The sequence below is a fragment of the Cyclobacterium sp. 10D3-21 genome (genome assembly GCF_055809755.1).
On sequence record NZ_CM147924.1, the window covers coordinates 2,728,226 to 2,749,254 of the forward strand.

Annotated in this window: 21 protein-coding genes; 12 read left to right on the plus strand and 9 right to left on the minus strand. The window is 37.9% G+C overall.

The features are described 5' to 3' along the window. Window positions 1-17: 17 nt before the first annotated feature. From AC0L7T_RS11040 to ppk1, 3 genes are all read left to right on the plus strand, one after another. Entirely contained in the window at window positions 18-392 is a 375-nt protein-coding gene (locus AC0L7T_RS11040) for a CoA-binding protein (protein WP_473342690.1), read from the plus strand. 321 nt (window positions 393-713) lie between these two features. Further along, window positions 714-2,672 (plus strand): DNA topoisomerase (ATP-hydrolyzing) subunit B, encoded by a 1,959-nt coding sequence (gene gyrB, locus AC0L7T_RS11045; RefSeq protein ID WP_473342691.1) that lies wholly within the window; start codon window positions 714-716, stop codon window positions 2,670-2,672. A 116-nt stretch (window positions 2,673-2,788) separates the two neighbouring features. Next, window positions 2,789-4,912 carry a polyphosphate kinase 1 gene (ppk1, locus tag AC0L7T_RS11050; protein ID WP_473342692.1) on the plus strand — a complete coding sequence of 708 codons (2,124 nt, stop codon included), beginning with the start codon at window positions 2,789-2,791 and terminating at the stop codon, window positions 4,910-4,912. Window positions 4,913-5,054: 142 nt separating this feature from the next. Here ppk1 and AC0L7T_RS11055 read toward each other — a convergent pair whose 3' ends face one another. Both AC0L7T_RS11055 and AC0L7T_RS11060 read right to left on the minus strand, forming a co-directional pair. Further along, window positions 5,055-5,267 carry a hypothetical protein gene (locus tag AC0L7T_RS11055; RefSeq protein WP_473342693.1) on the minus strand — a complete coding sequence of 71 codons (213 nt, stop codon included), beginning with the start codon at window positions 5,265-5,267 and terminating at the stop codon, window positions 5,055-5,057. Window positions 5,268-5,344: 77 nt separating this feature from the next. Then, on the minus strand, window positions 5,345-5,620 hold the full coding sequence (locus tag AC0L7T_RS11060) for a DUF202 domain-containing protein (RefSeq protein WP_473342694.1): 276 nt from the start codon (window positions 5,618-5,620) through the stop codon (window positions 5,345-5,347). A 140-nt stretch (window positions 5,621-5,760) separates the two neighbouring features. Between AC0L7T_RS11060 and AC0L7T_RS11065 the strand changes: the two genes are divergently transcribed. From AC0L7T_RS11065 to AC0L7T_RS11100, 8 genes are all read left to right on the plus strand, one after another. After that, window positions 5,761-6,663: a DUF3078 domain-containing protein gene (locus AC0L7T_RS11065; protein ID WP_473342695.1), complete on the plus strand. Its 903-nt coding sequence runs from the start codon at window positions 5,761-5,763 to the stop codon at window positions 6,661-6,663. Window positions 6,664-7,423: 760 nt separating this feature from the next. Further along, entirely contained in the window at window positions 7,424-8,320 is an 897-nt protein-coding gene (locus AC0L7T_RS11070) for an AraC family transcriptional regulator (RefSeq protein WP_473342696.1), read from the plus strand. 153 nt (window positions 8,321-8,473) lie between these two features. Then, a complete protein-coding gene (locus AC0L7T_RS11075) occupies window positions 8,474-9,856 on the plus strand; it encodes a glycosyl hydrolase (protein ID WP_473342697.1) in 1,383 nt (460 codons plus the stop codon). Further along, window positions 9,853-10,683: a sugar phosphate isomerase/epimerase family protein gene (locus AC0L7T_RS11080; protein WP_473342698.1), complete on the plus strand. Its 831-nt coding sequence runs from the start codon at window positions 9,853-9,855 to the stop codon at window positions 10,681-10,683. The genes AC0L7T_RS11075 and AC0L7T_RS11080 overlap by 4 nt, the downstream gene beginning before the upstream one ends. 12 nt (window positions 10,684-10,695) lie before the next feature. After that, a complete protein-coding gene (locus tag AC0L7T_RS11085; protein ID WP_473342699.1) occupies window positions 10,696-11,838 on the plus strand; it encodes a Gfo/Idh/MocA family protein in 1,143 nt (380 codons plus the stop codon). 12 nt (window positions 11,839-11,850) lie between these two features. Further along, entirely contained in the window at window positions 11,851-12,621 is a 771-nt protein-coding gene (locus AC0L7T_RS11090) for a 3-ketoacyl-ACP reductase (protein WP_473342700.1), read from the plus strand. A gap of 112 nt (window positions 12,622-12,733) precedes the next feature. After that, complete coding sequence (locus tag AC0L7T_RS11095) at window positions 12,734-12,961, plus strand: hypothetical protein (RefSeq protein ID WP_473342701.1); 228 nt, start codon at window positions 12,734-12,736, stop codon at window positions 12,959-12,961. Continuing rightward, window positions 12,958-14,382: a sodium:solute symporter family protein gene (locus tag AC0L7T_RS11100; protein WP_473342702.1), complete on the plus strand. Its 1,425-nt coding sequence runs from the start codon at window positions 12,958-12,960 to the stop codon at window positions 14,380-14,382. Before AC0L7T_RS11095 ends, AC0L7T_RS11100 begins: the two co-directional genes overlap by 4 nt. A 387-nt stretch (window positions 14,383-14,769) precedes the next feature. Here the strand turns inward: AC0L7T_RS11100 and AC0L7T_RS11105 are convergent, their stop codons facing one another. Continuing rightward, window positions 14,770-15,774 (minus strand): Gfo/Idh/MocA family protein, encoded by a 1,005-nt coding sequence (locus AC0L7T_RS11105; protein WP_473342703.1) that lies wholly within the window; start codon window positions 15,772-15,774, stop codon window positions 14,770-14,772. 649 nt (window positions 15,775-16,423) lie between these two features. Here AC0L7T_RS11105 and AC0L7T_RS11110 point away from each other — a divergent pair. Then, window positions 16,424-16,810: a VOC family protein gene (locus tag AC0L7T_RS11110; RefSeq protein WP_473342704.1), complete on the plus strand. Its 387-nt coding sequence runs from the start codon at window positions 16,424-16,426 to the stop codon at window positions 16,808-16,810. Between the two features lie 13 nt (window positions 16,811-16,823). Here AC0L7T_RS11110 and AC0L7T_RS11115 read toward each other — a convergent pair whose 3' ends face one another. The 6 genes from AC0L7T_RS11115 to AC0L7T_RS11140 are packed head-to-tail and all read right to left on the minus strand — an operon-like array spanning window position 16,824 to window position 20,801. Next, window positions 16,824-17,696 (minus strand): DUF5777 family beta-barrel protein, encoded by an 873-nt coding sequence (locus AC0L7T_RS11115; RefSeq protein WP_473342705.1) that lies wholly within the window; start codon window positions 17,694-17,696, stop codon window positions 16,824-16,826. Continuing rightward, window positions 17,693-18,238, minus strand: a complete 546-nt coding sequence (locus AC0L7T_RS11120) for a YceI family protein (protein WP_473342706.1) — start codon at window positions 18,236-18,238, stop codon at window positions 17,693-17,695. Before AC0L7T_RS11120 ends, AC0L7T_RS11115 begins: the two co-directional genes overlap by 4 nt. A gap of 6 nt (window positions 18,239-18,244) precedes the next feature. Further along, the gene (locus AC0L7T_RS11125; RefSeq protein WP_473342707.1) at window positions 18,245-18,610 is read right to left on the minus strand and encodes a 2-polyprenyl-6-methoxyphenol hydroxylase; all 366 of its coding nucleotides are present in this window, start codon (window positions 18,608-18,610) and stop codon (window positions 18,245-18,247) included. Continuing rightward, on the minus strand, window positions 18,600-19,070 hold the full coding sequence (locus AC0L7T_RS11130) for a hypothetical protein (protein ID WP_473342708.1): 471 nt from the start codon (window positions 19,068-19,070) through the stop codon (window positions 18,600-18,602). Before AC0L7T_RS11130 ends, AC0L7T_RS11125 begins: the two co-directional genes overlap by 11 nt. A gap of 5 nt (window positions 19,071-19,075) precedes the next feature. Next, window positions 19,076-20,266 (minus strand): porin family protein, encoded by a 1,191-nt coding sequence (locus tag AC0L7T_RS11135; RefSeq protein ID WP_473342709.1) that lies wholly within the window; start codon window positions 20,264-20,266, stop codon window positions 19,076-19,078. Continuing rightward, window positions 20,238-20,801 (minus strand): RNA polymerase sigma factor, encoded by a 564-nt coding sequence (locus AC0L7T_RS11140; RefSeq protein WP_473342710.1) that lies wholly within the window; start codon window positions 20,799-20,801, stop codon window positions 20,238-20,240. Before AC0L7T_RS11140 ends, AC0L7T_RS11135 begins: the two co-directional genes overlap by 29 nt. Window positions 20,802-21,029: the final 228 nt, after the last annotated feature.

Sequence of the window (21,029 nt, forward strand, 5' to 3'; positions counted from 1 at the left end):
TAAACAAGAAGTGTAAGATGGAAAAAAATAAAAGAACAGTGATTATGGGTGCAAGTCCAAATCCTTCGAGATACGCACACACTGCAGCTATTATGCTTAAGGAAAGAGATATACCTTTCATTCCAGTGGGGATCAAGACTGGTGAAACTTCAGGAGAAAAAATTCTAAACTTGAGAGAAAAACCAGCCCTGTCAGATGTCCACACTATTACACTTTATATAGGACCTCAAAATCAAGCAGAATGGTATACGTACATACTTTCTCTTGAACCCCAAAGAATTATTTTTAACCCTGGGACTGAAAATCAGGAATTAATGGATTTGGCCATAGATAAAGGCATCGCCGTTTTGCCAGCTTGTACGCTTGTATTGTTGAGTACGGGGCAGTATTAATAACGAAAGGATGAGATTTAAAAGTATTCGTAATCGCTAGTAATTGGCTGTTTATGCCCGATGAAAACAGCAGGCTTTTTAAATCACAATAGATACTGTCATCAGTGGAGTGGCAATTGACTTTTAAGATATTTCTTAATTTTAGTACATTTTTGTAAGCGATGATCTAATACACCGACTTAATGTAACCGGAGGCGCATAATATAGTAACAATAGCCATTAAAAGGATTACATTCTCGTTTTTTTTATGTATTTTTGTCTTTAGTTTAGTTTAAAATATTTGAATTTGAAATGGCACTTCTTTTGCCATAAAGTCTAACTATGAGTCAGGAAAAAGCGTCGAATAAAAGCGATTATTCAGCCCAGAATATTCAGGTGTTGGAAGGGTTGGAAGCGGTTAGAAAAAGACCCGCCATGTACATTGGTGATATAGGTTTTAAAGGGTTGCATCATCTGATTTGGGAGGTAGTAGATAACTCTATTGATGAAGCACTAGCCGGTCATTGTGACACCATTTCAGTCACTGTTCATGAAGACAATTCTGTTTCGGTACAGGATAACGGTAGGGGTATACCTACAGAGTTTCACAAGAAAGAAAACAGGTCTGCACTAGAAGTGGTAATGACCGTTTTACACGCCGGGGGTAAGTTTGACAAAGATACCTACAAAGTATCTGGTGGACTTCACGGAGTGGGGGTTTCATGTGTGAATGCCCTTTCCTCTACCTTGACGGTAACAGTCAAGAGAGATGGGAAAGTACATGAGCAAGAATATGTTCGAGGTGTTCCTCAATATGTGGTTAGGGAGATAGGGAAAACAAATGATCGTGGAACTCATGTACATTTTAAGCCTGACCATGAAATATTCCAGGTGTTGGAATACAAGTACGAAACAATTGCAAACCGTTTACGTGAGATGGCCTTCTTAAATGCAGGCATTAGGATTTCTTTAACAGATCTTAGAGAAAAAGATGATGATGGAAACTTCAGAACTGATGATTTCTATTCTGAAGGTGGTTTGGTTGAGTTTGTTGAGTACTTGGATGAAAACAAACAAAAGATAATTGAAAAACCAATATATATAGAGTCTGAAAAGAATGGTGTGCCTGTTCAGGTGGCCATGGGCTACAATAACTCCTATACAGAGAATGTTGTTTCCTATGTTAACACCATTAATACTTATGAAGGTGGTACACACGTTTCAGGTTTTAGAAGAGCTCTCACCAGAACGCTTAAAAGCTATGCTGATAAGTCAGGAATGCTTGATAAGTTGAAACTAGAAATTTCAGGCGATGATTTCCGAGAGGGGCTGACAGCTGTAATTTCCGTAAAAGTGGCAGAGCCACAATTTGAAGGGCAAACCAAAACCAAATTGGGTAACTCTGACGTAACAGGAGCAGTAGATGCTTCAGTTTCAGAAACACTTCAGTTTTGGCTTTTAGAACATCCCAAAGAGGCTAAAATAATAATTGGCAAAGTAGTGCTGGCAGCTCAGGCCAGGCATGCAGCCAAAAAAGCCCGGGAGATGGTTCAGCGTAAGAATGTACTAGGTGGAGGGGGACTTCCTGGTAAGTTGGCGGATTGTGCCAATTCCGACCCAGCTGTTTGTGAATTGTATCTAGTGGAAGGGGACTCGGCTGGAGGGTCAGCCAAACAGGGGAGAGATAGAGATTTTCAGGCGATTTTACCCTTAAAAGGAAAAATATTAAACGTAGAAAAAGCGCATGAGCACAAAATCTACGACAATGAGGAAATCAAAAATATTTTAACGGCTTTGGGCGTTAAATTTGGTACTGTGGATGATGAAAAGGAATTGGATTTGTCTAAACTCCGCTATCATAAAATCATCATTATGACGGATGCTGATATTGATGGTTCTCACATTAGAACACTGATCCTTACTTTGTTCTTCAGGTACATGAGAAGCCTGATTGAACATGGATATCTTTACATTGCTCTTCCACCATTTTATTTATTGAAAAGGGGAAAAGAGGAAAGATACATCTGGACTGAGGAAGAAAGACAAAGGGCTATTAAGGAAATGGCTCCTGACGGTAAAGAAGATAGTGTTGGTATTCAAAGATACAAAGGACTGGGAGAAATGAATCCTGAGCAACTTTGGACGACTACTATGGACCCGGAGTCCAGGACTTTGAAAAGAGTAACCATTGATTCCGCTGCAGAAGCTGATCATCTATTTAGCATGCTTATGGGTGATGAAGTAGCTCCTCGAAGAGAGTTTATTGAAAGAAATGCTAAATATGCCAAAATTGATACCTAAATGGTTGCCTATTGGTTTTCCGGAGAGAATAAAGAAAAGGGCATTTAGCCCTTTTTTTTATTCTCTAAATAATTTAGTATCATTGATCTACTTTTTCCCATTTTAATGAAAGAAACATGAAATTGATCCAACTCGATAAAATTGAAGAAACCATTAATAATAGTAAATTAATCAGCAGAGACCTTAGCTGGTTGAAGTTTAATGACCGGGTTGTTGATCAGATTAAAAAAGACAAACGGAATATTTTTGAGAAATTTAAATTTCTCGCAATTGCTGCATCAAACCTGGATGAATTTTTCATGATCAGGGTGGGCTCTTTGTACAATTACCTTGATTATGACAAGGTACGAATTGACTATTCTGGCTTACGAGAAGATAGCTTTAAAAAGAAGCTAATGATTGAATCTCAGAAATTTCATGTCAACCTCCAACGACAATTTGTCGATGAATTACTCACTACTACCAAAGAAGCCGGTTTCCAATTAAGCAATGTGCGCAATCTTTTAGCTGAAGAGCAAAAGACAATTGAAGACTATTTTTACAAGGCAGTTTACCCTATGTTGACGCCCATGGTTTTCGATGGCTATCATACCTTTCCCATTTTGATGAACAAATTGTTGATTTTTGGGGTGGTAACAATAGGTCCTGGGGAGAAAAAAGACAATAAGAAGCTGTCTTTTGTACAGATACCTTCCAATATTCCACGATTTTTTGAGCTGGAAAGAGAGGACATGACCATCTATGTGCCGATTGAAGAGATGATACGGGAACATATTGTGTCTTTGTTTAGAAATGTAAACATTGAATCAATTAATCTTTTCAGAATAACCAGAAATGGAGATTTTACCTTAGAGGAAAGTGAGGACATGGACTCCAATTTTTTGGAGGAAGTGAAGCGGAAACTCAATGAGCGAAAAACGGGAAGAGTTGTCCGGATTGAAATCGAAGAAGGCTACAGCAAGTACATGGTCAATTTGCTGAAGCAGCGCTGGACACTCAATGATGACAGTATATTTAAAATTGAGCGTAAAAGCTTAATGGACTTTACTGGCTTATGGCAGGTGATTGGCAACAAGCGATTTAAAGACAGGATGCCAGCTATCCATGATCCAATACCGCCATTGTCTTATCCTGAAGCAGCATCAGAAGATATTTTCCAAGTACTCAAGAACAAAGATGTCTTGCTTCATCATCCTTATAATGATATGGAGCCTATTCTAGAACTTCTTGATAAGGCTGCAGATGATCCCCATGTGATGGCCATCAAGATGACAATCTATCGCCTGGCAAGAAATTCAAGGATTGTCGGTGCTTTACTCAAAGCGGTAGAAAATGGCAAGCACGTTTCTGTTTTGTTTGAAGTCAAAGCTCGATTTGATGAAGAGAACAATATCAGAGAAGCAAAAAAAATGCAGAAAGCAGGCTGCTTTGTGATCTATGGGGTGAGTAATTTCAAGACGCATACTAAATTACTTTTAATCGTTAAGAAGGAAGAAAATAGAGTTACCCGCTATGTTCATCTGGGTTCAGGGAATTACAATGAAGAAACAAGTCGTATCTATACAGATATTGGGCTTTTGACAACGGATGAAACCCTTGCAAATGATGTTTCTGAATTCTTCAATGTTATAACTGGTCATTCAGCTCCAACAAGCTATCAAAACCTTATCACCTCACCACGTGATATGAGAAATAATTTGATAGAGTTTATTAATATAGAATCGGAAAATGCAAGCAAAGGATTGCCTTCAGGTATATTTATAAAAATCAATTCCCTGGAGGATTCTGAATTTATCCATGCCCTCTATAGTGCTTCTCAGGCAGGAGTTCCTGTAAAATTGATCGTAAGAGGTATTTGTTGCTTAAGGCCTGGTAGGAAAGGCCTGAGTGAAAATATAGAAGTCATCTCAATTGTGGGGGATTTTCTTGAGCATTCCAGGATTTATCATTTCCATAATAATGGGGATCCCACGATTTATGTAGGTAGTGCTGATGCCATGGTTAGGAGTTTTGATAAGCGTCTTGAATCTTTATTTAAGGTGGAAAATGAATTCCTTCAGAAGCAATTGATGAATATTTTAAAGTACAATCTTTTGGACAATGTAAATGCCTATGTGATGCAGGAGGATGGAAAATACATTAGTAAAAAACCTAAAGAAGGAGAAGAGATATTTAATATCCACCAAAGGTTTTTTGAACTAGAACCGGAAATGATCGAAAATGTAAAACTGATCGAATGACCTAATTATTAAACCTTGGCTTTATAAATCGCCACAATCCATAGGTTGTGGCGATTTTTTATAGATTGGCTCCATAACCCGAAAGATGACCATCGCGTATCTGTGCTTGCAATTCGACCATTGTATTGCGTTTTTAAGCGGGTTATTTCTTTTTGCCAACAGCCAATAAAACAAAACCAGCAATTACAGCAATTCCTCCAGCATAGGGTGGCCAGTGGATACTTTGTTCTTTGTCAGCACTTAATTTCAATGGCCCGGCATCTATCACAGTTTCTTCAGTGGTATACGAGAAACCTGTCATTAAAAACATGGCTATTCCTGCAATAATCAAAACTATTCCTAAAATTTTCATCATTATAAAGTTTGCTTTCAATTTTTAGCGTACAAATAGCTTACCAAATTAGAAATAAACATTCTTTGCTTCCAATACACTTACATTTTTTCATATTTCCCCTTTGATAATTTTCTTTTAAGATGGAAAAAATTTATAAATCCTACAATCAATAAAATAACACTTATCATAAATGAGAAATACCCAAGGCCTTTTACGTTTTGAAGGTCATTAACCTTGATTAAAGCCGTACCGCTAACTATAAAGTATAAACTCGTTCTTATATAAGCGAGTAGGGTTCGTTCATTGGCTAGTTTTGTTCGTTGCCTAGCCAAAAAATCTCTAACAATCAGTGTTTCTTCTGTTTGATTTTCCATAAATTTGCTCTTTGGTTTTATTTTCCATTTAATTTAAATTTTTTTTTCATCTTTTAGATTAAAAACGATTCAAATTAAATTTTAAGTTTTGAAATAATTTCGAATAAAACATACAATAATTAAATTCTAAAAGACAACGCATGAAAAATTCTCTACTGACCTTGTTGGTATTTGTGATAACAACGAATATAATAACAGCCCAGGTGGTTTCAGATTCGCTGGAGCAAGTACCTGTGGACACTACTTACTGGCAATCCGAGTTTAGTGCCGGATTAAATTTTAATCAGGCAGGCTTTAGCAGCAACTGGAAAGCGGGAGGCGTTAATTCAGTGGCCTTTGGGAGTATAATAGCTGGAAAAGCCCTTTACCAGAAAGATAAAATATCTTGGGACAATGAATTGGAATTACTCTTTGGAATCGTTCGCAATGAGGGGGAGAGCACTAGGAAGTCTAATGACAGAATATTTCTGGATTCAAAATTGGGATACCAATTGAATTCTAAATGGTCAAGTTACTTCTCAGTAAATTATCTTTCACAATTTGCGGAAGGTTATAAATACAATGATGATGATACACAATCGCTGATTTCAAAATTTATGGCTCCTGGGTATTTAACGACCTCTCTTGGTTTTGAATTTAAACCAAGTAAGGAATTCTTCGTAAGAATTGGCCCATTCTCACCAAGGTTTACTTTTGTATCTGATGACCAGATTATAAACAATGTACCATCCAATTACGGCGTTTTGCCAGGTGAAACAGTAAGGATAGAGTGGTTGGCCATGCAGGTATTTGCAAGTCTGGACAAAGATCTATCTGAAAATCTAAACCTTAAGTCTCGGTACACAATGTTTGCCAATTACGAGACCCTTTCCATGAAAAACATTGACCACAGACTAGATTTAACGCTTACAGCAAAAATATCAAACATCATTAACGTAACCTTCACGGGAATATCTCTTTATGATATCGATCAGGATGCTGCCATACAGTATAGTCAAGGCCTTTCATTAGGCATATTGTATAAAGTAGGTAACAAAAAATAGATAATTCCCCATATTTTATCTTCAAAATTTGGTTTTTAATCAGTTATTGTTAATTTTGTTTGTATTATGGTAGTTAAATAATAGTTGGTTTAGTTTTCAAAATAAAAAGCAGGAGATATTCTCCTGCTTTTTTATTTTAAAGCTAATTTTTTCAATAAAGGCATTAATAATTTACTTAATATGTATTTACCAATACGATTCCATGTCCTTCCTCAGGATGAAATGTAGCCTCGATATTTGTAATGTAGGTTAGTGTTTGGATTGATTTCAATTCGAAAAAGATTGGTTATTGCCTATTTTGCATTTCAAAAAGTAAAGTTAATTCTCTTGAATCTTTTGAGCATAAAAAAAAGCTATGAAACAATGTCTCATAGCTTTAGTCAATTAACAATAAACCCAAAATAACCTGCTGTAGGAGAAGGAGTCGAACCTCCACGGAGCAGTTAGGAAAAATACGAGCTCGCTATTTTCTTTGTTCTGTGATCTCCACCCTCGAGACAGGAGGGCATGTCTGCCAGTTTCATCATCCTACAGTATAAGAGACCATTTGTCTCTGTTTGATATTTCAAAGGTAATGTATAACCTTGATTTTTAAAAATATGGCAACAAATAAATTAAAAAAATATAGTATTTTTAATAAAATAACATTTTAAATATAAATACAATAAAATGACTTGATTTTTAACGGGCTTTATTGACGATTTTTAAAAGATAGGTTTTATTATTTTGGTTATCTTAGGAGTTGAATGTAAGGATTGCAATGGAAGAACCGATCAAAACGTACGAAATGCCAGAGATAACCAACAAAAGGGCATTTCAAATTTATGAGGTACAAGGGAAAACCATACAAAACAGGACGTATCCTCATGAGACCGATAGGCCGCATCGGCATAAATATTATGAAATATGTATTTTTGTTAATGGTGCGGGAAAGCATGAGATCGACTTTAATGAACATTCTATCCATTCGAATAGTGTACATTTCCTTTCTCCAGGACAAGTGCATAAAATAAGCAGAGAAAATGATTATCATGGTTATTTGATGGTTTTTTCCAGAGAATTTTATGCCTTAGATACCAAGAATGAAGAATTTCTTTTTCAACTTCCCTATTTTAATAACCCCACCTTGGTACCAATTCTCAATTTGAATTCGGTTGATTTCAAGGACCTCACCGATTTGATAAAGGTCATTAGCAAAGAATACAAACAATGGAATAGCTTTACTACGGCTATTTTGAACAATTACCTTCAGATTTTCCTGATCAAATGCAAACAATATTACCTCAGGTACTTTGCTGATAAAAAAAACACGCTTGATCCGGATTTTGCCCTGGTACAACAGTTCAATGCGTTGGTTGAGCACAAGTTTAGGCAAGTGCATCAGGTTCAGGATTTTGCGGAGATGATGAAACTTGCGCCGAATATTTTAAACAAGCATGTAAAGAAAATAACCGGTATGACTGCTGGGGAGGTGATTTTGGAACGTTTGATGCTTCAGGCAAAAAGATACCTTATCCATTCAGACCTCTCTAATAAGGAAATTGCCTATCAATTGAATTACCCGGATCCGTCTTACTTTAGCAGAATTTTCAAAAAGAAAACAGGTGTTTCACCATCCGAGTTTAGGTGGTTGGAAAATCAAAAGTACCAGCAATAGATTGAATAATGCCTTTATATTTGGTGATATTTGAGATATCTTTATCATATTAAACAAAAAGTGCATGGTTTGATCGTCTGAAATTCAGACAATAATTCTGTATTCTTGGGATGAAAATCTCAAATCCAAAATAAACTTAAACCCATTAAATTTATGATTGCAATTGATTCTGAAATTCAAGCCAAAGATCTGAAATCGGCTTTGGATAAATTTTGGCAACTTTCTGCTGAGAAAATCTCCGCAATTGAAAAAGAATACCCCCAAAATCAAGGTTCGCCTGTTTTTACCGTTAATGGTAAATACGCTACCAGAGGATGGACCGAATGGACGCAAGGCTTTCAATTTGGGTCTTCCATCTTACAGTTTGATGCTACAGGAGAGAAAAGTTTTCTGGAAAAAGGAAAACTAAAAACACATCAATACATGGCACCGCATATCAGTCATACTGGTGTTCACGATCATGGCTTCAATAATGTCAGTACCTATGGCAATCTATTGAGATTAATGGTGGAGGAGAAAATTCCTTATGTAGAGTGGGAAAAAAATTATTACGAATTGGCACTAAAGATTTCTGGTGCTGTTCAGGCCAGTAGATGGTCTCCTATAAAGGATGGTGGTTATATGTATTCCTTTAATGGTCCACACTCCTTATTTGTGGACACTATTCGTACTGTCAGAATTCTTATGCTAAGCCATAGCTTGGGACACGTACTTCAAGAAGAAAATGACAAAAAAGTAAACCTTTTGGTAAGGGGATTACAACATACCAAAGCTACGGCAGATTACGCTGTCTATTACGGAGAAGGTAGAGACCGTTATGACCTGTGGGGTAGAACTGCTCATGAGAGTGTTTTCAATACCAACGATGGTAATTATCGCTGCCCTAATTCCCAACAGGGATATACCGGATTCTCAACATGGACGCGGGGATTGGCTTGGGCCATGTGTGGTTTTGCTGAGGAGTTAGAATACCTTGAGACTTTATCAGATACTTCTCTTAAAGCCTTCGGTGATCCTGCCGAAATAAAAGCTTTTATGTTGAAAGCTGCTACTGCATCCTGTGACTTCTACATCGAACATACACCAACGGATGGGATCCCTTACTGGGATACTGGAGCACCCAATCTACATAAATTGGGAGATTATTTGTCTCGTCCTGCAGACCCTTACAATGATTTTGAACCGGTAGATAGTTCTGCAGCAGCCATTGGTGCACAAGGTTTATTGAGACTTGGTCATTACCTAAAGAAAAAGGGTGATACAGAAAAAGGAGATAAGTATTGGAAAGCAGGCCTTACGGTGTTAAAAACATTATTGGGCGAACCTTATCTTAGTACAGATAAAAACCATCAGGGTTTGATCCTGCACTCCATTTATCATGAGCCCAATGGATGGGACAATGTGCCAGCCGGACAAAAAATTGCTTGTAATGAATCCAGCATGTGGGGTGATTACCATGCCAGAGAATTGGCCCTATATGTTCAAAGAATCATAGATAAGGATACTTATTATACTTTTTTCAATTGTCTATCATGAGCGTAGAACCAATAAAAGACCTTAGTAAGCTCTGTATACATACGATTACAACAAAGCCATGGAGCTTAGAAGAATCTGCTGAAAACTATGAAAGAGTAGGGGTTAAGGGGATCTCTGTTTGGCGTCAATACCTTGAAGGTAGAGACATTGCGGCCTCAGGAGATAGGTTGCGGAGTCATGGACTGGAAATCGTGTCCTTGGTAAGAGGTGGGTTTTTCCCCTCCATTTCGCAAAAGACCCGAGACCAGGCCATTCAGGACAACTATGTTGCCATTGAAGAAGCAGCTGCGCTAGGGGCGCCAATGATCGTATTGGTTTGTGGTGCAGATCCAGGCCAATCTTTGGTTAAATCACGTGAACAAATCAGGGAAGGTATAGAGAAAGTATTGCCCTTTGCAATTGAGCATGGGGTAAAACTTGCCATTGAACCTTTGCATCCTATGTATGCTGACACCAGGTCTGCCGTCAATACCATGCGTCAGGCCAATGAAATGGCGGAGGCAATTGGGTCAGATCATGTTGGTGTTGCCGCAGATGTCTATCATTTGTGGTGGGATCCTGATTTGAGAGAGGAACTGTTAAGGTGTGGACGCAATGGAAATCTTTATGCATTTCATATTTGTGATTGGATGTGCCCAACAGTAGATTTCTTAAATGACCGAGGTTTGATGGGAGAAGGATGTATCGATATCCCAACCATTAGAGGATGGGCTGAGGAAGCAGGTTTTTCTGGGTTTAATGAAGTGGAAATTTTTTCAGATAGGCATTGGGCTGGAGATCAGAAGGCGTTTTTGGATAAGATTGTTGAAAGTTATTACAAGAGTTAAAAAAATATAGAAATGGAACACAAAGTAGGAATTATCATGAATGGTGTCACCGGAAGGATGGGTACCAATCAACATTTGATGCGCAGCATCGCAGAAATTATCAAACAAGGTGGTGTAAAGCTTGACAATGGTGACATCATCATGCCTGACCCAATTTTGGTAGGTAGAAATGAGGCAAAATTGAAGGCTTTGTGCAAGCGTTCTGGGGTGTCCAAATACACTACTGATTTGGACAGTGTCATGAATGATGACCAATACAGCGTTTACTTTGATGCCCAAACCACTGGCAGAAGAGCCGATGCAGTAAAGCAAGCCGTAAAAGCCGGTAAACATATTTATTGTGAAAAACCTGTGGCTGTAGATACAGCAACGGCTTTAGAATTGCATGAAATCTGTCAAAAAGCAGGCGTAAAAAATGGTGTTGTACAGGATAAATTGTGGTTGCCAGGATTAAGAAAGCTACAAAGGTTAATTGAAAATGGTTTCTTTGGCGAGATTCTTTCTGTAAGAGGAGAATTTGGTTATTGGGTTTTTGAAGGACATTCTGTGCCTGGTCAAAGACCATCCTGGAACTACCGTAAAGAAGATGATGGTGGTATCATTGTGGATATGTTGTGCCATTGGAGATACGTTTTGGACAATATTTTTGGCAAAGTGAAAGCCGTATCTTGTTTAGGAGCCACGCATATTAAGGAACGTGTAGATGAGCAAGGCAAGCCTTATAAGTGTACTGCAGATGATGCTGCCTATGCTACCTTTGAATTAGAAGGAGGAGTAATTGCCCAGTTCAATTCATCATGGACCGTAAGGGTGAGAAGAGATGACCTACTTACAATCCAGGTGGATGGTACCAAAGGTTCAGCAGTAGCTGGTCTTAGAGAGTGTTATATTCAGCATTATGGTAATACACCTAAACCTGTATGGAATCCTGATATCGCTCAACCGATTGAATTTTATGAAGGATGGGCTAAAGTGCCTGAACAAGAACCAATGGACAATGCCTTTAAAGTTCAGTGGGAGATGTTCTTAAAACACATTGTAACCGATTCACCTTTCCCTTGGGACATGAAAGAAGGAGCCAAAGGTGTTCAATTGGCCGAAAAAGGATTGGAAAGCTGGGAGAAAAGAACCTGGTTGGATATCCCTGAACTATAAACAGATAAACCCATGAAAAGAGTAGCCTTAGTCACTGGGGGATCCCGAGGAATAGGATTAGGAATAGCAAAATGCCTGGCCAGTCAAAATTTTGACTTGGCCATCAATGGCATGCGTAAGGAAGAGGACACCCAATCCAGCCTTGAGGAATTGAAAGCCTTGGGAGCAGATGTGCTTTATTGCCGGGGAGATGTTGGCAGTGCTGAAGAAAGACAGGGGATTATGGACAAGATCAAATCTCACTATGGTCGATTGAATGTTTTGGTCAATAATGCAGGTGTAGCACCTAAGGAAAGAAAAGATATACTGGATGCAACCGAGGAGAGTTTTGACTATGTGTTGAAAACCAACCTAAACTCAGCTTATTTCTTGTCTCAATTGGCGGCAAATTGGATGATTGAACAGAAGAGTAAAGCAGAAGATTTTGCAGGCTCAATTATTAATGTTTCCTCAATTTCAGCAACAGTAGCCTCCGTAAACCGAGGAGAGTATTGTATTGCCAAAGCTGGAATGAGTATGGCTACACAATTGTTTGCCGTTAGACTTGGAGAATTCAATATTCCTGTATTTGAAGTCAGACCAGGAGTAATTGCAACAGACATGACCTCAGGTGTTAAAGAAAAATATGACAAATTAATCGGTGAAGGCCTTATGGTCCAACCACGATGGGGCTTGCCAGAAGATGTAGGTTTAGCGGTTACTGCTTTAGCAAAAGGCGATTTTCCTTATTCCACTGGTCAGGTGATTATGGTGGATGGTGGTTTGACGCTTCCCAGACTTTAAGATTTTACCGAATGGTCGGAGTTTCTCCGGCCATTTGGCCTTTTAAATAAATAATTGCGCAGAATCAATCAACAATTGTATATTGTCAATTAAAAGATTAAACCCAATTCAAATGGAAAAAAAGAAATTATATTGGAGAATTTGCTGCTTCGCAGCCATTTTCTTATGCATCCTAACTTATACTCCTTTGGTGATTCCGCAAGGAGTATCTAAGCCTATGCTGGGAGGAGTTCCTTATAGCCTTTGGACAAGTTTTATTATTACAGTGCTATTGGTTACCCTTACTTTTATAGGTACCAGGGTACATCCGGGCTTGCAAAATGAGGAGGAAGACTTATGATTTTCTGGGTATGGGTTTTCGGTCTGATATACGCAGGCCTTCTGGTTTTTGCTTCTCTCAAGTCATATAAGAAAGGGAGATCTTCTGAGGAGTTTATGATGGCAGGCGGAAATATTGGCCTGTCTTTGGGGGTGCTGACTTTTGCTGCAGCACTTTTTAGTACATTTACATTTTTGGGAATGCCTGATTTCTTCAGGATCAACGGAATAGGCGCATGGATCTTTCTGGCAGTTTCAGATGGTGCAATGGTGTTTGTTTTACTCTGGTTTGGCTATGAAATCCGTAAAAAGGTCAGAGGAATGGAGTTTAGAGGAGTTTCCGGGCTAATCTCTCGCTGTTATGAAAATAAATTGGCGGGGTATACCTTCTTTCTAAGTGCCTTTTTGTTTTTGATTCCCTATGTAGGGATTCAAATCCAAGGGATTGCCATTTTCCTTGACGCAGCATTTCCACAATCATTGCCAGCCTGGGGTTGGTCTTTAGGTATTGTACTTATCATGTTGACCTATAGTGAAATTGGAGGACTAAAGGCAATTATCTTTAGTGATGCTATTCAAGGCGTGCTTTTGCTAGCTGTGATTTGGATCATCGGATGGGCTTGCCTTGATCACTTTGGTGGCATAGGACAAATGTTTGAAAAAGTAGGTTCGGTAAAAGAAGAATTGCTTTCTACACCAGGACCAAAAGGATTGCTAACTCCCCAGTTTCTACTTGCTTCACTTATCGCCATTTTGATGATTCCTGTCACCCAACCTCAATTTACTACCAGGATTGTGGTGATGAAGAGTATGAAGACCATGAAATTGATGGCAGTGTCATTGGGAGCATTTGCTATCCTGGTGATCCTTCCTACAATATTCATTGGTATGTATGGCGCTGATCTTTATGGTGAGTACAGCAGTGAAGAATTCTTTGCTATGGCATTCTTAAATGACCAACATGAGGCTGTTGCGGCCCTTGCCATTATAGGATTGATTGCCGCCGGGTTATCCACTACCAATGCGATGATTTTTGCAATGGGATCAGAATTAAGAGGATTACTTACAGGTGCAGAGAACCTGATTATGAAGCGAACAAAAATTGGGATATTCATTTTCTCAACCATTGCTTTTATCTTCTCAATCATCGTTTTCGATCAGTTGGTATTGCTTGCAAGGGTGAGTTTTGCAGGTACTGGTATTATGGGGCCAATGATTCTATTGGGGATTTTGAGCGATAGGAAAATTTCACCTGTAATGATTTACTTGTCTTTAGGTGGACTGGCCATATTCTTAATGTCTTTGGGAGGATTAATTCCTAACATGTATTTTGGAATGCGTCTAGATTTGTTGCTATTTATTGTTCTTGGAATCTCCGCAGTAGGAAGTTACCTGAGCAGTGAAAAGCGCATTGTTACTGAGTCTACTAAAGTCAATGAATAATTAGAACTATAAATGGAACCCCTGCTTGATTATTTAAGAAGCTAAGGTGTCCAATCAAATTTTTATTACGCCTCTGTTTTTCACAAAGCAGGGGCGTAATTGTTTCTGAATTTTATTCCTTTAACTAAAGGAATTAATTTTTTAAGTTTTCACTTTTTGGGAAGCTTTTTCGAACTTTAGTTCAATCCATTCCGTGGTTGCGAAGATCAAATCAGAATTTCCAATAGCATCCGAATTAATCAATTTTGAAGCGATTATCTCTATTAATAAAATAGTTTTCGCCTAAAATCAAAAAAAAGCCACAAAAAGTAGACTGGTTAAGGCAATGACCAGTCTACTTTTTGTAGCCCATTTAGCTATAGGAAGGGTTTTAGTATGGATTGATAATCAATTAATATTCACCCATTTTTCGCTGCTGGAAGATTGGAAAATGGCTTGTAGCACCTTTGTGTTGGCCTTGGTATTTTCCAAAGAAACAGGGACCTCTTTGTCTTCAAGAACCGCATTGGAAAAATCTATTGCCTGCTGGGTATATTGATTGCTAACAGGAAGGACAATTTTTTCAACATAGGCTTTGGAGAAGTCACCCTCATGAATATAAATTTCATTGGGTTGATCAGAAGGCGCATTGAATGGAATCCTGACTTCCAATATTTTTTTCTCACCAAAAAACAGCATCCGCTGATAAGCTGTCAGCTGTGTGCTAATGGTGAATGTCATTTGAATTTCATGAAAATCTAGCAAAACAGAGCCTAATTTATCGGTACGGAACTGAGGGTCAAATTCCAGCATTGAGACCAGTCTGCCAGGCTCTTTATCTAGAACAAACCTAGAGGTAAATACAGGATAGCAGCCAATGTCCCAAACGCCTCCGCCTCCCATTTCTTCGATATTTCTGATATTGTCTTTGTTGTCATTAAAATAACTGAAAAAACCTTGAACCGCTTTTATCTTACCTAAATAACCACTTCTTACCAGTTCTCTGGCTTTCAACCACTGTGGGTTTGAAGCGACCATAAAGGCTTCACCTACTTTTACATTAAATTTGTCCCTAGCGGTAATTAGCCCATCGATTTCCTCATTATTCAATGCAAAAGGTTTCTCACAGAGTACGTGCTTCCCTGCCTCGATACACTTGAGAGTATATGGTACATGCATGTCATTTGGCAGTGGGTTATAAATAACGTCTATTTCAGGATCTTTGATAAGTTCATCATAGGAGCCATAAGCTTTGGGAATTCCCAGGCTTTTTGCGGTTTCTTTAGCTCGGTCCAAGTCTCTGGAAGCGATGCCATAAATCTCATACAAATCACTATTGGCCATTGCAGGAATGACCTTTTCCCTGGCGATTTTGGCAGTACTAAGTACCCCCCACTTCAGTTTTTTTTTCATTGGTGTTCGAGTTTAAAGAAAATTTAGAATTATTAGCCCCTTATCCTTGGGGAACATTTACTGAAGCAATTTAATATTATTGTCATCCAAAGCCAAAAGGAAGGCGGTCTTCTTTCTGCCAAGTATTTGTATGCATCAATATTATTCAATTGCTTTTCTTTTAAAAGCTGAAAGGCATTAAAAAGGGAGCGAAATGTGTCGATTTCACTTCGTTAGATAATATATGAGTTGATGAATCCATCTCTAAAGGTTTGAATTTAGCCATTCCTTCAGCCCCTATTCGAGAGGCAGGTTGGAGACGAAAAACGTATTTCTATCAGGGAAAATTTGATTTTTTTGTAATTTATGGTTAAATATGTGAAATATATTATATATTTAAAAAATATGAGGTGGTGTGCTAATTTTCAGGTCGCTATCTTCTTGGAAAACAAGTTTTCAAGTTTCCATCAGACATTTCTCTACATTTGTATTTTAAGTAGCGATTCAAAAATCGAACAAAAGTTGCGCTGATTTATAAATAACACTTAAAGAATCATTAAAGATTATTTTTATTTTTCCCCTCCATAAAGATTTAACGATCCATGGAGGGGTTTTTTGTATAAGCACAAATAAGTTGTTAACAATTCATTTTATAGAAAAATAAAGACACATGAAAATTGAACACATCGCTTTTAATGTAAAACATCCCTTGGCCGTTTCAGATTGGTATGAGGAACATTTGGGTATGAAGGTGGTAAAGAAAATGACTACCTCTCCCTATATGACCTTTTTAGCGGACAATAGTGGGAAAACAATGATTGAATTGTACAATAATCCCGATGCTGAAATATTAGATTATGCCAATTTAAATCCCTTAATGGTGCACTTGGCATTTGTATCTGAAAATCCGGAAGAAGAAAAAGATAGATTGCAAAAAGCAGGAGCTGTATTGGTGAGTGACGATACCTTGGAAGACGGTACCAGATTATTGATGATGAGAGACCCTTGGGGACTGGCTATCCAGTTCTGTAAAAGAGCGCATCCCATGCTTAAATAAATTCATGAATGTCTTAATGGGATTTCAATTGGAAATTACGGGTGATATTAAAACCGAAATGAATATCTCCATTGAAAATATCTCCCGTAGTTGAAGGAATAAAACCAGTTTCAGTCATTTCCTGAGCATTTGTTATATGTAGCTGAAAAACGTGACCCCCGGTCTCTATATCTACACCCAAAGAAAGAGGGTTTGAATAATCCTGGTTCTGGTCGGCTAAGCGATGATAATATTCCATAGTTAGGTGCATACTTTTAGTGATTTTATAACTTAATCCTGCTCCTAAAGTAAATAAGTCATTGTTTTCTTCTCTCTCCTTTACTAAGTTTCTATGGATATAGGTTGGCATCAGTTGAACTGATGCTTTGTGATTCACTTTGCGGGCCAACAATATTTGATGAGAGAAACTTAACCTTCGTTGGGTATTCATGGGCAATTCCGGACGTTTTAGGGTATTGATAGCTGTGTTCGAGACCCAGACGACAGATATCGGCATTTTGGATTTATTCTGCTGTTGTTGGAAAATGCTGATTTTGGCAAATCCATCATAAATTTTTTTGAAAGAACTTCTCCCCGCCCCCATGGTTAACCAATCCTGAATGGAATAATCCAAACCTAACCTCATGTTTGCCTCATCCATGCCGAAAAATTCATAAGCACCAGTGTTGATCCTTCCGAAACGATGGGAAATCAAGAATTCCAGATTTCCCTTTTTTCGGGTTTCTACTGTGTGGCCATTGATCAACCTGACGGCTTTAAAAGTGGATAAAAGGGGTGTCCATTCGGTATCATTCTCTTTCTTGAGTTGATCCAATAGGTTTTCCTGAGCCTGAACAGTTATAATGAATGGGAAAAAGAGGCTAAATAGGATGAGGAATTTTTTCATTGTTTTTCTATTTTCTTTAAAACAAAGTTGACAGTTACCTCTATTTCTTCTGCAATATTATAAAAGAGAACTTTGGGTATCTGAATTGCGTGATCTACCAATTTTACGGGGAAAACTGCTTCCATAAGGACTTCATCTTCTTGAAATTCCATGTTGCCAGAGATATTGGCATTAACTGTAAGCCCATGAATCGTTAATTTTCCTTTGGCTTGGACAATTTGAGTCCCTGCTTTCGAAGTGTTAAATCCGACGAGTTTCCCTTCAAATGTGGCCTCAGGGAATTTATGAGATTCCATGAATTTCTCATTAAAATGCTCTTGCATCAAGGCTTTCGGAAAACGGAAACCACTGATAGGTACCAAAAAAGCAAGACTACCAGTTTGAGCATCAAATAACCCTGAAACAGTTTGGTTTTCAGCCTTGATGTCTTCCACCGGAGCACTACTGAAAAAGGTGACTTTTCCTTCTGTTGTTTTATAGCCTTGCGCGTGTAAATAGGCAAGGGAAAACATACAAATGCTGATAAGTAGGAATTTTTTCATATTATTTTAATTGTCCAGAGCGCCTTGATCTACCCAGCAGTAAATGAGTTCTTTTTCTATATCACTAAGTTGTTTACCAGATGCTTTGGGAGGCATAAAACCACTTTGTGTAAAATCTCTAATCCGATTCGCCTGTGAGATTATATTTTCTTCAACAGAAAAATCTACCCGGCCTGACCCTGATGCATGACAGCCTGATAAAGCACAGTTTTGGCTGATAATTGGAATGATATCACCAGATAGCGTAGCTGCCTGCTCTTCGCATCGTTCCTCTTTCGGTAATATATCGTCTTCATTTTCATTTGAGCAGGAGAAAGAAATGAATAAAAGGAATACCGATATTGCTGCAAATAAATAATTTTTAATAGTCATAGTTGTTGTTGGATTTGGCATGAATATTATTGATTGTCTGGTTGTTATTACCATTATTTCCCTGTGAATTTAATATTGAAATAGAGGGAGTACTTAGATGGCCATCAAGATTAAGTAGCGCTCCATAATCTATGGCCGCACCGTCGATCATTTGGGTAACTAGGGTTCCACTTATCTCTGTTTTCCTTGTCACATCATTTACTCTAATAGACATGCCTCCGCCATCGGTAGCTGCATTGGTTTGTATATGGACAGGAGTGGAATTCTCCATTTCCGTTCCCTTCAACTCAATTCGATTCAGGGTGTTTGTTTCACCTTTTTTGGTGAAAGTGATGGTTTCATAGTTAAAGGGTATATAGTTTGGTTGGGTTTTTTCAGGACTTTCACTTTCCTTTTCACAGGCACCTGTGAAAAGGCCCAACAACAAAAAGATTTTAATTGTTGATTTGATCGTTTTCATGCTTTCTAAAATTTGTTAAAGTGATTGGATGGATAATATTTTATACCAAAGAAAATCCCCATACTTTTTAAGTCCAGGTTTCCTTGTCCAATTCCCACCAAGGGCAGCCGAAAATAGGGTTCGGCCTGAATAGCAAATTTTTCGCTTAATTTTTGCTCATAACCAAACCCGAAATTCCATATTCCAAAAACATGTTGGTTATTTCCGTTAATCTCAATATCCTCCGAATAAGGTTTCCCATTTTTATATTCATATAACAAAGAATATTTTTCTTTCAACATGAAATAGGAAGACATACCTGTGCTGATAAACCAATTGTGTTTCAATCTTTTTATCGGATAATACCTGAAATTCAAGGGTACTTCTATCATCCAACAGTCTCCTACCAAAGACTTATGGGCTTTATTATATCCTTCCCAATACCCTTCACCCTGACGATAGGTTTTCAGATCATGGATCACACCTAAGGAAATGCTCCAACTTTCGCCAAGAAAATATTCCAGACTAGCACCAAAGTTTCTTCCTGAAGATGGAATATGATTAAATTGTACAGCGCTAAAATCAGGTGAAGCCATTAGCAAAAGGGCGATTTTATTTTTACGAACAAGCTCGGATTTATCCTGCACCTGATCCACGGAATTACCTTGAATTCTGGAATCTTTATCCCATGTGATTAGGCGATTGTATTCCTCAAAAACTTCCCACTTTGAACCAGTATTCCAACTAAAAGTAGGGAATTGATGTTTTTCAATTTTTTCAGTTGCATTGGTTAATGGAAGGTTAGTTTTGGTTTGACTAAATTTTGTAGAACCTCTGCTTCCATCCGGATCCTCATTTTCCTTAGATATTTCAAATGAATAAATAGGTACATCCGAGGTTTTAACTTTATTGTTTTGAAAAACATCTGGTTCCGTCTGAAATAAAGAAGCTTTAATTTGGGAATTACTCCCAACCAATGGCTGAATTTGGTTATTGGAAACCATCATCCAAACCACTACAAGAAATCCTACCAAAGCAAGAGATCCCAATAGGATCCATTTGGCTCCATTCAAAGGATGACCTCCCTTATTTTTGGCCAATATTTTTTCAAACTTGTCCCAATCTTGAGGAACATAAGGGATGTCTGGTTTAGAGGATAATTTTTTAAAGAAATCATCCAGCTCTTTATCATTCATTTTTGATACTTGCTTCTTCATGATTTCTACTTGTTAACATGGTCCTCAACTTGAGTCTTGCTCTATGGAGGTTTGACTTTGACGTTCCTACAGATATGCCCAATAAATCGGAAATTTCCTGGTGGTCGTAGCCTTCAATGGCATAAAGGTTGAATACCGTTCTGTACCTTATAGGTAGTGCTTGTATGATTAGGATTATTTCATTGTATTTTACCTCATTTGATGCGTTGTTTCCCTGATCCGGGATTTCCGAAATATTTTCTAAACCAATATTTTGGGAGTGGTTAAGGTTTTTTTTGTAATAATTTATGGCACCATTGATCAATATTCTTCTAAACCAAAGTGTAAAAGGTCTATGGGGATCGTAGCGGTCGATGTATTGAAATACATTCAGGTAAGCATCATGAAGGATTTCCAAACTTTCCTGCCTATTAGCAGTATAGCGCAGGCAAATACTCATTCCATAACTGTAAAATTGTTTGTACAACAACTCCTGACTCTTCCGGTCACCACTGGAAATTCCATTTAAAAGTTCTTTTGTCAGGTATTTATCCACATTTGCTGAGTTTGTATCCGTCTATACAACAAACGATAATGATTGGTTGCGTGGGGAAAACTAATTTACAACATAATAATTGCTCACTTTAAAAATTTAACCGAATTATATTCTAACCTTTTCACTTAATTCGAATTCTAATTAGATATAGGGTGCTTGAAAAAATGGATGATTTACCTCTTTTATTGCTTTTTACTCTAAGTGTTTATGTCTTGGCAATGACAAGCC